Below are 12,920 nucleotides of genomic sequence, written 5' to 3' on the forward strand. Positions count from 1 at the left end.
ATCCCACCTTTTTCTGAAAATGGACACTATATCAATTAATATTATTATGGCACATTTGTTCCGAATTAAAAAATAAGATAACCATTCACAATAAACCTTTTGAAAATACAAAAAAGCGTCTACTTTCAACTTTTGAATGATGAAAGTAGACACCTTTATAAAAGATTAATTGCTTAATTGTGACATTGCTTCTTTATATTGCTCATCAGTAATAAAATCTTGTTGCTTCATTTTTTCCAAATTAGCTTTTACACGGTTCGTATAATTAGATGACATATTATTAACATCATACACACTCGGTGCATTGACTTTACTAGCTAATATAGCACTTTGCAATACAGTAATCTGTTGCATGCTTTGATTGTTTTTATTAACAGTTGTTCCAAAATAATGATTTGCAGCACCTTCAAGTGTATATTGGTCATCACCATAATAAATATTATTAACATAAAAACTTAAAATCTCATTTTTGTTATACTGCTGTTCAACCTTGTGGGCTACAAATAACTCTTTAATTTTTCTAGTGAAAGAGCGTTCATTATCATAATAATAATTTTTTACTACTTGTTGAGTAATCGTGCTACCTCCTTGTACATCACGATCACTAATTGTTGAAAACAATGCACGTGTAGTTCCTTTTAAATCAAATCCATGATGTTTATAAAAACGTTCATCTTCCATTGAAATAAAGGCACCTTTAACATAATTAGGCATGTTATCTGCAGAAACGAAATTACTTTTATTTTCAATTGATTTTAAATCATCCACGTTAGCTCTTGAAGATAAGACATACATTGCTCCCATAAATATTGCTACGAGTACAATGACTATAATTAGTATTTTCAATAAAATCTTATTACTTTTTTTCTTTTTCGGAGGTTTACCTACTGGTTGGTAATACGTATTATAATGAGGTCTACGTGATTCAGAACGTTGCTCATTATAAGAATCCGCATATTTTTCAGTTCTTTTCATGCGTTTACTCCTTTTCTCAAACTCACCCTCTTAAAGTGAGTGTACCAGTAGTTGTATGGTTTAGCTATAGCTTACGTTAAAAATCAGTCCCGAGGTGTAGCAAGTTCTAAACAACATGGCATATCTATTTCTAAGACTTTTTTAAATAATTAAAAAAGCTATCGATAAAGAATGACTTTACCGATAGCTCATATAAAATCTTATACGATATTTATAAGAATAAGAATTAAGCTTCTAATTGTTTAACAATTTCTCTATTGAAATCATCTAAATCGTCAGGTGTACGACTTGTAACAATATTGTTATCAACTACAACTGATTCATCAACCACTTGAGCACCTGCGTTAGATAAGTCTTTACGTACATTTAATACTCCAGTTAATGTACGACCATTTAAATCATCAGTATCAATTAATACTAATGGACCATGGCAAATTGCAAATGTTGGAACATCATTTTTAGTGAAGTATTTAGCAAATGTGCCGTAACGTCCTTCTGCATCTCCACGTAAATGGTCAGGTGAGAAACCACCAGGGATTAATAATGCATCATAATTTTCAGGTTTAGCATCAGCAATACTTACTTGTACTGTAGCTTTCTCGCCATGTTTTCCTACAACTTCATGGTTTGCAGTATCTCCAACAATTTCAGTTTCAAATCCTGCATTTTCTATAGCTTCTTTTGGACTAGTTAATTCAATATCTTCAAATTCATCTGCAAGAATGATTGCTACTTTTTTAGTCATAATTAATAATCACCTTTCTCTAATTAATTCTAGTGATTATATAGACAAGATCACTCAAGTTTAAACATTAAATTAGGATACTAACTTATATTTAGAGTCTTCTTCTTCTGAATATGAAGTAAAAAAAGCAAGTGTTGATTGCTCATCATAATCAAACACTTGCTAAATCCAACTCAATAATTAAATATGAGGCTTATTTTGAAACTTGTTTTACCTTCTCTTCTAATTGATCTAACAGACCAATCCACTCATCTATATCCTCTACACGTACTTCATCAGGGTTTACATGGTCAATGTCCTCAATAAATTTATTTAAACGTGTCTTAATTTGATCAATAGTTTGTTGTTCACTCATTAAAAATAAGCGCTCCTTTGTATAGATTTTTTTATGATAATCATATCCTAACACGAATTTGACAAAAAGCGATATAATCTTAATAATGTTTACTGTACTTTTTACATAATAAACAAAGTAGATGGAAAGTTTATATTTAGGAGTAATTATTAATGTTGATGACAAACAAAAAACCTATTTCTATCCAAAACGACCCATGGGAAGCTTACAATGATATTATAGATCATGGAAAGTTAACACTTAGTAACATCGAATTTACCACTACTAACCTTTGTAATATGCGTTGTAGCCATTGTGCAGTTGGTTATACACTTCAAACTAAAGATCCAGACCCTCTTCCAATGGATGTAATTTATCGTAGGCTTGATGAAATACCAAATTTAAGAACGATGTCTATTACTGGTGGAGAGCCAATGTTCTCTAAGAAATCAATTAAAAATGTGGTTAAACCTTTACTTAAATATGCATTTGATCGTGGAATTTATGTTCAAATGAATTCTAATTTAACATTACCTCAAGATAGATATCTTGAAATAGCTGAATATATCGATGTCATGCATATTTCTCATAACTGGGGTACAATTCAAGAATTTACTGATGTAGGCTTTGGGGCTATGAAGAAGCAACCACCATTAAAAGCTAAACTTAAATTATATGAACAAATGCTTGATAACTCTCGCACTTTATCTGAACAAGGAATGTTTGTTTCTGCCGAAACGATGCTTAATCAAAGTACGCTACCTTACTTAGACAAAATTCATAATGAAATCGTAAATGATATGAAATGTAGCCGTCATGAGGTTCATCCGATGTATCCTGCTGATTTTGCCAGTCAACTCAATGTACTTTCTTTAAAAGAAATGAAAGATGCTATTAACCACTTGCTTGATATTCGAGATGAAGATATATGGATGCTATTTGGAACTTTACCAATTTATCCATGTATCAATGATGAAAATGATCAAAAATTATTGCAAAGACTAAGAGATGCTAAAAACGTGACAATGCGAAACGATCCAGACGGCCGTAGTAGATTAAACGTTAACGTTTTTACTGGTAATGTAATTGTTACTGATTTCGGTGATGAAAACGGTACAATTTCAAATATACAGAAAGATAAATTAACAGACGTATTTGACCAGTGGTTAGATTCAGAATTAGCAAAATCACTCAATTGCCATTGTCCTGAATATCAATGCCTTGGACCTAACGTATTAGTAAAAAATATGTATTATCCTAAAACCGACTTCAAACATAAAGAAAAAGAAATGCATGCGCGTCATATTTTTTCTTAATAAATTCACATTATAGATGCTAAAAGCCAAAAGAAGATGAGTTCATCTTCTTTTGGCTTTATTAATATTATTTTTCAATATGTCTGACTTCAGATAAATATTCGATTGTTTTCTTACTTTCAGTGCGACGTTCTTTGCGTCTCTCTACGCGCTGTGGTGCACTTTCGTGGAACCATTTTTCTACATCTGTTTCAGGATACACGCCTGGAACATCTGTAGGTTTACCATCTTCATCAAGCGCAACAAATGTTAAAAAGCTTAATGCTGCTAAATGGCGCTCATTATTAAAAACATCATCAATGATGATTTGTACACAAATTTCCATAGAGCTTGTGCCAGCATAAGAAACCATTGCTTCATAAGACAAAATATCTCCAGTTTTGATAGGTCTCAAGAAGTCAACAGAATCAGTTGAAGCAGTAACGACTTGCGCTCCAGCATGTTTCATAGCAGTAATGGCAGCAATTTCATCGATATTTGCCATTAATGACCCACCAAACATCGTATGATGATGATTGGTATCTTGTGGAAACACTTGTCTATTTTTAATACATTTCGCTTCCGACATTGCTTTCATTTTTCTATTCTCGTTAGACATATTTAATTTCTCCCCATATTGATATACCAGAAAAAAGACTACTAGTAATTAATATCTTATTTTTTATATCTAAAACTTGTTAAAATCTACAATAATGTTACTTACTTTGCCCAATTTCCATTTTCAAAAACTAACTCTTTAGTACCATCATGTAAGATACCATAAATCTTTAAATCAGAACTACCTATCATAAAGTCCTCATGTACATTTGAATCGTTAAGACCTGCGGCTAACTTTTCTTCAGTAGACATTTCAGTGCCACCTTTGACGTTGAAACCATATGCAGATCCAATTGCTAAATGACAAGATGCATTTTCATCAAATAACGTGTTATAAAAAATGGTACGGCGATTTGAAATTGGTGAATCATCAGGTACTAATGCAACTTCTCCAAGTCTTCTAGAACCTTCGTCAGTCTCAATTAAGTCTTTGAGCACCGCTTCACCCTTTTCGGCTTTAACATCTATAATTTCACCATCTTTAAACGTTAAAGTGAAACCATCAATAATATTCCCATTATAACTTAATGGTAACTTGTTAGTAACATAACCGTTCACATTATTTCTGTCAGGTGCTGTGAACACTTCTTCTGTAGGAATATTCGCGATAAAAGGTTGGCCGTCACCGTTGACATAACTCGTTGCATCTTCCCATAAATGTCCTTCCGGTAAACCGACTGTGAGGTCTGTACCTTCAGAAATATAATGGAGTGCCTTATAATTTTTCTTTTGTAGTCTTTCGGCATGTACACTTAAAGATTTAACATGTTTGTCCCAATTTTGAATTGGGTCATTGCCATCTACACGTACAATATCAAACACTTCATCAATAAATTTTTCATAAGCTTTTTCTTCATCCATATCTGGGTAAACTCGGCGAGCCCAGTCTTTAGTAGGAAAGGCTGCCACAACCCATGGAAATTGATTCTTCTGACTCGCTTCCATATATGGTTTGAACCCTTTTGAATATTGAGCTTGAAAAGCTTTTAATTTATTGCCATCGATACCATTTAATAAGTCAGGATCTTCCGTGATGAGTGCTAAGTTAGCTGCTCCACGTTCAACATAATCTAATCTTTCATCAACATCATACTGTTTTAAATCACTATTCTCAAAATACTCTACAGATTCATGTTCAAATTTAAGTCTCTTCAGTTTTGAGTCCGAATATTTCACACGAACATCAGAGGCACCAGTTTTATAAGCCTCTTCAACTATTAAATGCGTTAAGTCTAACGCTTCAACTGATGAACGAATAAATACAGGTTGATTTTGTTGAATATTCATCCCTACTTTAACAAGTAATTCTGCATATTGTCTTAACTTTTCATTATAGTTATCCATAATGATTCCTCCCCTAATCTTGTCTAAGTTGTCCTAAATGATCTGCAATTGCTGTCACTTCACTTGGTGAAAATGAATCTTTAGACATTACAAATTCATGTATTTCTGTTATTTCTTCATGATTAGAAGACTGGAATTTATCTGGATCAAGTAAACCTTGATTTACAATATTTAATTTCTTTCTGATTTCTGCAATCATTTCTTCATTTGATAATGACACGTGATTCACCTCTTTTGTTCAATATTCTATCAAATTACCACACTTTATTAAACTTTAATAGAATTTGAGGTTAAGTACTTTCTTATTGTTTAAATACTCTTTAAAATGGGGATATAGTTACATAGTTTGGAGGAATATAAATGGTAGACGTAGCATTTGTATGTCTCGGTAATATTTGTCGTTCTCCAATGGCTGAAGCGATCATGAGACAAAGACTACAAGACAGAGGCATTTCAGGTATTACAGTTCACTCAAGAGGAACAGGTCGATGGAATCTCGGTGAACCACCTCACGAAGGTACTCAAGCGATATTGAAAGAACATCATATCCCCTTCGATAATATGATAAGTGAACTATTCGAACCAGATGATGATTTTGACTATATTATAGCAATGGACCAAAGTAACGTGGATAATATAAGACGAATTAATCCTCATATACGCGGACAATTGTTCAAATTGCTAGAATTTAGTAACATGGAAGAGAGTGATGTACCGGATCCATATTACACTAATAATTTTGAAGGTGTATTTGAAATGGTACAATCATCTTGTGACAACTTAATTGACTATATCGTCAAAGATGCAAATTTGAAAGAGGGGTAATCAACTATGGAAAATAAATTAATTCCTGGTATTCTAATTGGTGCTATTATCGGCGGTGCTGCAACATTAGCTGATAAATCAACACGTAATTCTTTAACTCAATCATTTAAAGACGTTAAGGAAGGTAATCGTTCACGCAAACCGTCTAAAATTAATAGCATTAAAGATGAAGTAATGTATTGGAAAGATACGATTGAAGAAATCCGTCGTAACAATCCTGAATTAGAGCGTTCTATTAAAGACGCTAAAGAAACTTTTGTTAATCGTAAAAACCAACGTTTAGGTAAATAATCGGTTAATGATGAAATTTTAAACTAAAACACTGTTAAAGTTAGAGTCTTACTCTACTTTTAACAGTGTTTTTTTATGAATTTTAATAATAAGTACTAGTACTTCAATTTGAAATAATAATTCTATATATGTAGCTAAAGCATAAATTGCTTCATAGCTATTGTCATTCGATAAATTTTAAGCGAAAATGTTGAATAACAATAATATTTAGCTATAAATGTTAAGAATACTTTTAATAAAAGTAAAGAAATTTTACATTTATTGTTTGATATCTATAGTAAATTGGGAATATATTTTCATATATTTCTCGAATTTATTAAGCAAAGGAGATAGTTATGTCAAAACAAGAAAAAACAACTTCAAAGTTCCTAAATTCGGCTAAGGAACATGAGGAACATGGGAAAGGAAAAAATGGTGAAAAAGATAAACAGATTAAAGTCGACCGTACATATATTGAACCTCAACAGTTTCAATCAAAATCACCTAAGAAAAAGAATCAAGTATTCTTTCTATCAAGGTTAAATAAACCTGCCAAATACACGAAAGATTCTAATTTCCTCAATTACTTAATTTATAGAATAGGAAAAGATGATGCTTCAGGACTAGCAGCGCAAATGACCTATCACTTCGTGTTGGCAATGTTCCCAATGCTCATTTTCTTACTGACTTTATTGGGACAGTTTATAACGATTAACACTGATCAGATTAATCAAAAGGTCAGCCAGTATGTACCTGACCAAAGTACCGCCGACGTAATCACAAAAATATTTAGTGGTATTTCTGATAGTGCTAATGGTGGCGTCCTATCCATCGGTTTAATCTTAGCTATTTGGTCAGCATCTAATGGAATGTCTGCGATTATTAATTCATTTAATGTCGCTTATGACGTTGAGGATTCTAGAAATGGCTTCGTACTTAAGATTCTAAGTGTGTTATATACACTAGTATTAGGTATTGTGTTCGTAGTGGCCATCGTGCTCATTACATTAGGCCCAGTAATAAGCAAGTTCTTATTTGGACCTTTAGGTTTAGATAAACAAGTAGAATGGGTATTTGATTTAGTAAGAATCGTCTTACCTCTAATTATAATAATCATTTTATTCACTGTATTATATTCAGTGGCACCAAATGTGAAAACGAAATTACGCTCTGTACTTCCAGGTGCCCTATTTACATCAATCATTTGGTTAGTCGGTTCATTCTTATTTGGATGGTATATCTCAAACTTCGGTAATTATAATAAAACATACGGAAGTTTAGCTGGTATCATTATTTTATTCTTATGGTTATATATCACAAGCTTTATTATCATTATTGGTGCAGAAATTAATGCTATTATTCACCAAAGAACAGTAATCAAAGGTCACACACCTGAAGAAGCAGCACTTCATCACGATGATAACAACCAAAATCATTATAATGAAGACACAACATATGAATATAATAACAATACACCAGTGAATAAAGATGAAAATTATGACGTTGATAAAAATCCAAATAATGAACAACCTGAAGATCATGAAACATTTAAAGATAAAATTGTTGATAAATTTAAAAAAGATAACGACAATAGTGGTAAAAATTCATAAATAACTTTTAAAAAAAGGCGAAAGTCACAATTATCTAAGTGACTTTCGCCTTTTTCATTGTTAGTTATTGAATCAAATTATGTTGGAAAGCATAAATAACAGCTTGAGTTCTGTCTTGAACTTCTAACTTACTCAATATATTACTTACGTGTGTTTTAACAGTTTTAATAGTGATATGAGAGGCGCTAGCAATTTCTTGGTTAGAGTAACCTTTGGCAATTAATAATAAAATTTCCATTTCACGCTCTGTAAGCATTTCATATAACTCAGCACGTTTTTTCATGCGGTTTCTCATTTTTACAAGTACTTCTGGTTCAAAAACAGATTCCCCTTGATATGTTTTACGTACCGCGTCAGCAATGTCACTCGCACTAGTCGTTTTTAAGATATAACTATCTACCCCAGCATCTAATGCTCGATAAACTTCTTTATCCTCGATAAAGCTTGTTAACATTACTACTCTTATGTGAGGTAAATCCTTTTTAATTTCAGTAGTAGCTTCTACACCATCCATATCATCCATAAGTAAATCCATTAAAATTAAATCTGGTTTCAACTCATGGGCTTTTTCGATAGCTTCTTTACCAGAAGCACCTTCTCCAACAACTTCAATATCCTGTTGTGTAGATAGATAGCTTGAAATACCAATTCTAACCATTTCATGGTCATCAACAAACAATACTTTAATCGCCATTTGTTTCATCCTCCTTATTCAATGGTGCTTTAACTTCTATTCTCGTACCTGAATCCGGTAACGATACTATATGGAATGTGGCACCAATCTCTAAAGCACGTTCTCTCATATTTTTTAATCCATAACTCTGTTCAAATTTTTCATCTACATTAAAACCTTTACCATTATCTTGAATTCTAAGTAGTAAATAATCTTCTTTATTAAATAATTCAACTGTTACCTTAGAACCATTAGAGTGTCGTAATGTATTAGAAATAGCCTCTTGAGTGATTCTAAACAAATGATCTTCTATCCCTTTTGGTACTTTGAAATCTTGAATTTCATGAACAACTTTCATAGGGACTTTCTTTTGAAGATCAATGACTAAATCTTTAATACCCTCTCCTAATGATTTGTCTTTCAAACCAATAGGTCTTAGATGTAATAATAATGCTCTCATTTCGAGCTGAGAGTCTTGAACCATCTTCTCTAGTACAGGTATTTGTTTGTCTAAAGGTGGTTCTAATTTTGACTCTTTAATCGCTGACAACATCATACTTGCTGCAAATAGTTGTTGACTAACAGAGTCATGTAGTTCTCTTGCTAAACGTTGACGTTCGTCTTCAATAATTTTCTTCACTTTTACATCATTCATATTATAATTTTCATTGGTCATATTCTGCGTTTTCATTCTTAATCGGTGTAATTCTTGATTTAAAGGAACTAAAGTATGGTAAATTTCTAACGTTTCACTGTATAACTCTAGGTTTTGATCATTTATGCCTACTGTTTCACCTTCAATAGACCTTTCAATTTGTGACTTAAGCCAATCATTTTGTTGATTGATTTTATACGCTAACACAGAGCCAACGATAATACATAGTAAGATGATTAATATATTTAGGAATAAAAATACTGGTATTCCAAAAATTTGGGTGTAAAACATCCCTTGAAAATAAATAATATTGACGAACACCTTATCAATGAATAAAAAAGCAGTTAGCATGCTATATACAAGTATTAGCATTGAACCAATTGCTCTCAAGTAGTGATTCATCTATAAATCACCTCAACGTCTCCTATGAACGTTGAAACGTAAACATTGACAGTATAGTTGTCTTCTTTAGTTTTTTCTTCAACTTGAATATGGTTATTTTCAATTTTATATGATTGTTGTTCTACATAAGCAGTACCATAGAATGCAGCCGCATGTAGATTAATATTATAGTTTAGTGGAACAATCACTTGGACCTTGCCAAGAATATGACGTACTACAATCGTATTCGTTTCTTTAATGTTAGCTGCTTTAGTCATATCAATATGAATATCACCGATGCCATGTTGAATTTGTACATCTTCCCACTTATAAACATAAACTGGTGTACGTTGTTCCCCGAACCACTTTTGTTTAATAAATATAGGTGACGTTACCTCTTCATCAGTTGCAATAACTTTTAATGGCTTAAATTTATAAATTAAGTAACGAATGATAAGTACCACTAAGAAAATAAAAAGAATAATAATTGTGTACTTATTAGACAATAGAGTAAACGCAATAAGCAATGCCCCTATCCAGAAGGACAACAAACCTCTTACTTTATGAAAATAGACATATCCTACATACACGAGCACACATCCTAATAATAAGACGAGAAGAAAGCCAATTTTTTCAAAAAATATATAATAAAAATTGGCGATAATCATTAAAGCTGTAAAAATTATCAACATTTCAGTTGATATATATTTGTGTGTCATGTTTCGCCACCTTTCTATGCTACAGCACTCATATGATAAATTAAGTTACACTCATTTTCTGTAGTGATTTTCTCTTTAGATTGTAAATGTAAATCTGCTTCAATTCTTGCATAATAAGCTTCAATATCATCTAACTTTGTTTTAATTTTTTCAATTTCTACATCATGAATTTCCTCTGCACAATAAATGTCATGATTATTGACGATATCGATATATTTATTTTCCAATGAGAGGGTGAGACTGTCAATTAACTTCTTTAATTGAACTCTTTTCTCACTTAAATAATTGATATAACTCTCGATACTTTTTAATTTTTTATCCAGTATCAATTTGTATTCATCAATACTATTTTTAATTGTTGATTTGAGAAATTGTTGTAAATATAAATCCATATAATTCATACTACCACCTCGTCATTAATTAAACCTAAGTATAAAACAATTCCGAAACCTAACGTAATAGGCTCCGGAACCATATTGAATTCATACTTTAGTCCGACGAGTGGTAAAGAACTCTCCGCAAGATATTAAATGTATTTTAAATTCCTAGTCATCGATTTTAGTAGTTAATAATGGACCGTCTTTAGTAACAATTACTGTGTGCTCAATCTGAGCCACAAAGCTCTTATCTTTAGTTTCAAATGCCCACTCGTTCTTTCCTTCAGTGACAAATGTAGCTCGTGATGAAATGAAAGGTTCTACTGCAATAACAAGACCTTCTTTTAATAATGTTTTGTCTTTTGGATCATAATAATTCATTACATGACTAGGTGCTTCATGTAACGATTGACCTACACCATGACCGGTTAAGTTTTTAATTACTGTTAAATCATTTTGACGTGCTGTAGCGTGAACCGCCTTACCAATATTACTTAATTTGGCACCAGGTTTTACTTTCGTCATGGCATTTTCAAAAGCCATTGTTGCTACATCACATACTTTTTGTTTAAGAGGATTATCTGCTTCTCCCACTACAAATGAGATGCCTGTATCAGCATAGTAACCATCTTTTAACGCTGATACATCGATATTGACTAAGTCTCCCTCACGAATAATACGTTTACCGGGAATACCATGGGCTACCTCTTCATTTACACTAATACATGTTTGCCCAGGAAAGTTTTCATCATGAATTGGGGCCGAAATTGCACCATGCTCCTCAAACAAATCTTTAGCAATATTATCTAACTCTCGTGTAGTCACACCAGGTTTAGTTGCTGCTTGCATTGTGTCTCTGACCTTAGCACAAATGTATCCTATTTCTTTTAATGCTTGTAATTCTTCATCAGTTTTAACAATCATTTTATCCCGTTCCTTTTTAAATTTTATTTCATCTTATTATAGCAAATTTTTTTTGATATACTAAACTTGAATGGTACATAATTAGATTTATATGAAATATTTTTAGAGAAAGAGAATTTGTATAAAGTATATGCTTTTCGAATTCCCTTTTCCTACTAAGGGGTCAGATAGCTATGAATGTAAAATGGTATAGACATATAATTGGAGCTAGAACGCTTAAAACAGGACTTGCAACTTTTTTAACATCATTATTTTGTATGTTGCTCCATCTCACTCCAATATTTGCTATTTTAACAGCAATTGTAACTATTGAACCTACAGCTAAGGCATCAATTAAGAAAGGCTATAAACGTTTACCCGCGACAGTTATAGGTGCTTTATTTGCTGTAGTATTCACCTATATATTTGGAGATCAATCACCATTAAGTTATGCACTTGCTGCAACGTTTACCATTTTAGTTTGTACGAAATTCAATTTACAAGTTGGTACTACTGTTGCAGTACTCACTTCAGTAGCAATGATTCCTGGTATTCATGAAGCGTATTATTTTAATTTCTTTTCAAGATTATTAACCGCTCTTATTGGACTTGTCACAGCAGGATTAGTTAACTTTATCATTCTGCCCCCTAAATATTATCAACAACTTGAAGACCAACTTTCAATGTCTGAGAAAAAAATGTACGACTTATTTTATAACCGTTGCCAAGAGTTATTATTAGGAAAGTTTAGTTCTGAGAAAAGTAATAGACAACTTTCAAAATTAAACATTATTGCTCAAAAGATTGAGACTTTAACGAGTTATCAAAGAGATGAACTTCATTATCATAAAAATAAAGAAGATGATTGGAAATTACTAAATAAAATAACCAATCGCGCGTATAATAATCGTTTGTTTATCTCTCATCTATCCAATATCATTTATCTACCTAAAAATACTCATATTGCTTTCGCTCCAGAAGAAAAGATGGCGATAATAAATATTAGTAATAGTATTAGTGAAATAATAAGTCATGGAGGTTTTAAACGGCACAAGAAATCAGCTTCGACGTTAAAAACCTCTGTGAAGCGTTTAGAAGAATTTGACCAAAATCAAATGAAGAGCCACCTTATTTATGAGATACTGTTAATTTATAAAATTTTAGATTCTCGCTATGCTAAATAATTAATACAACAG

16 protein-coding genes are annotated in these 12,920 nt (G+C 32.0%); 5 read left to right on the forward strand and 11 right to left on the reverse strand.

Annotated features, from left to right (window positions below):
• Positions 1 to 165: 165 nt before the first annotated feature.
• The 3 genes from sgtB to MHI13_RS17475 all read right to left on the reverse strand — a co-directional run bounded on the left by sgtB (position 166) and on the right by MHI13_RS17475 (position 2,075).
• On the reverse strand, positions 166 to 975 hold the full coding sequence (gene sgtB, locus MHI13_RS17465; RefSeq protein WP_002435910.1) for a monofunctional peptidoglycan glycosyltransferase SgtB: 810 nt from the start codon (positions 973 to 975) through the stop codon (positions 166 to 168).
• Between the two features lie 226 nt (positions 976 to 1,201).
• Complete coding sequence (locus MHI13_RS17470) at positions 1,202 to 1,720, reverse strand: type 1 glutamine amidotransferase domain-containing protein (protein WP_064210684.1); 519 nt, start codon at positions 1,718 to 1,720, stop codon at positions 1,202 to 1,204.
• A gap of 193 nt (positions 1,721 to 1,913) precedes the next feature.
• Complete coding sequence (locus tag MHI13_RS17475; protein WP_001830395.1) at positions 1,914 to 2,075, reverse strand: SE1561 family protein; 162 nt, start codon at positions 2,073 to 2,075, stop codon at positions 1,914 to 1,916.
• A 158-nt stretch (positions 2,076 to 2,233) separates the two neighbouring features.
• Here MHI13_RS17475 and yfkAB point away from each other — a divergent pair, with 158 nt between their 5' ends.
• The gene (yfkAB, locus tag MHI13_RS17480; RefSeq protein ID WP_165764342.1) at positions 2,234 to 3,370 is read left to right on the forward strand and encodes a radical SAM/CxCxxxxC motif protein YfkAB; all 1,137 of its coding nucleotides are present in this window, start codon (positions 2,234 to 2,236) and stop codon (positions 3,368 to 3,370) included.
• A gap of 67 nt (positions 3,371 to 3,437) precedes the next feature.
• Here the strand turns inward: yfkAB and MHI13_RS17485 are convergent, their stop codons facing one another.
• The 3 genes from MHI13_RS17485 to MHI13_RS17495 form a co-directional block, all read right to left on the reverse strand.
• Entirely contained in the window at positions 3,438 to 3,968 is a 531-nt protein-coding gene (locus tag MHI13_RS17485) for an acyl-CoA thioesterase (protein WP_002453596.1), read from the reverse strand.
• A 101-nt stretch (positions 3,969 to 4,069) separates the two neighbouring features.
• The gene (locus tag MHI13_RS17490; protein ID WP_064210685.1) at positions 4,070 to 5,311 is read right to left on the reverse strand and encodes an aminopeptidase; all 1,242 of its coding nucleotides are present in this window, start codon (positions 5,309 to 5,311) and stop codon (positions 4,070 to 4,072) included.
• Positions 5,312 to 5,324: 13 nt separating this feature from the next.
• On the reverse strand, positions 5,325 to 5,531 hold the full coding sequence (locus MHI13_RS17495) for a DUF1128 domain-containing protein (RefSeq protein ID WP_002435959.1): 207 nt from the start codon (positions 5,529 to 5,531) through the stop codon (positions 5,325 to 5,327).
• Between the two features lie 140 nt (positions 5,532 to 5,671).
• Between MHI13_RS17495 and MHI13_RS17500 the strand changes: the two genes are divergently transcribed.
• The 3 genes from MHI13_RS17500 (at position 5,672) to MHI13_RS17510 (ending at position 8,016) form a co-directional block, all read left to right on the forward strand.
• On the forward strand, positions 5,672 to 6,136 hold the full coding sequence (locus MHI13_RS17500) for a low molecular weight protein-tyrosine-phosphatase (RefSeq protein WP_002435947.1): 465 nt from the start codon (positions 5,672 to 5,674) through the stop codon (positions 6,134 to 6,136).
• Positions 6,137 to 6,142: 6 nt separating this feature from the next.
• Positions 6,143 to 6,427 carry a hypothetical protein gene (locus tag MHI13_RS17505; RefSeq protein WP_002435890.1) on the forward strand — a complete coding sequence of 95 codons (285 nt, stop codon included), beginning with the start codon at positions 6,143 to 6,145 and terminating at the stop codon, positions 6,425 to 6,427.
• Positions 6,428 to 6,762: 335 nt separating this feature from the next.
• Positions 6,763 to 8,016: a YihY/virulence factor BrkB family protein gene (locus MHI13_RS17510; protein WP_002435884.1), complete on the forward strand. Its 1,254-nt coding sequence runs from the start codon at positions 6,763 to 6,765 to the stop codon at positions 8,014 to 8,016.
• 64 nt (positions 8,017 to 8,080) lie between these two features.
• Here the strand turns inward: MHI13_RS17510 and vraR are convergent, their stop codons facing one another.
• From vraR to map, 5 genes are all read right to left on the reverse strand, one after another.
• Positions 8,081 to 8,710, reverse strand: coding sequence for a response regulator transcription factor VraR (vraR, locus tag MHI13_RS17515; protein ID WP_002469716.1), 630 nt, complete (start codon positions 8,708 to 8,710; stop codon positions 8,081 to 8,083).
• The gene (vraS, locus tag MHI13_RS17520) at positions 8,700 to 9,746 is read right to left on the reverse strand and encodes a sensor histidine kinase VraS (RefSeq protein WP_064210686.1); all 1,047 of its coding nucleotides are present in this window, start codon (positions 9,744 to 9,746) and stop codon (positions 8,700 to 8,702) included. Before vraS ends, vraR begins: the two co-directional genes overlap by 11 nt.
• On the reverse strand, positions 9,743 to 10,444 hold the full coding sequence (gene vraT / locus MHI13_RS17525) for a cell wall-active antibiotics response protein VraT (RefSeq protein ID WP_047796452.1): 702 nt from the start codon (positions 10,442 to 10,444) through the stop codon (positions 9,743 to 9,745). Before vraT ends, vraS begins: the two co-directional genes overlap by 4 nt.
• Positions 10,445 to 10,458: 14 nt before the next feature.
• Positions 10,459 to 10,845, reverse strand: coding sequence for a hypothetical protein (locus tag MHI13_RS17530; RefSeq protein WP_064210687.1), 387 nt, complete (start codon positions 10,843 to 10,845; stop codon positions 10,459 to 10,461).
• A 144-nt stretch (positions 10,846 to 10,989) separates the two neighbouring features.
• Positions 10,990 to 11,745: a type I methionyl aminopeptidase gene (map, locus tag MHI13_RS17535; RefSeq protein ID WP_002435911.1), complete on the reverse strand. Its 756-nt coding sequence runs from the start codon at positions 11,743 to 11,745 to the stop codon at positions 10,990 to 10,992.
• Between the two features lie 173 nt (positions 11,746 to 11,918).
• Here map and MHI13_RS17540 point away from each other — a divergent pair, with 173 nt between their 5' ends.
• Positions 11,919 to 12,908, forward strand: coding sequence for an FUSC family protein (locus MHI13_RS17540; protein ID WP_002435886.1), 990 nt, complete (start codon positions 11,919 to 11,921; stop codon positions 12,906 to 12,908).
• Positions 12,909 to 12,920 lie beyond the last annotated feature (12 nt).

Source organism: Staphylococcus sp. FSL K6-0223 (assembly GCF_038008285.1).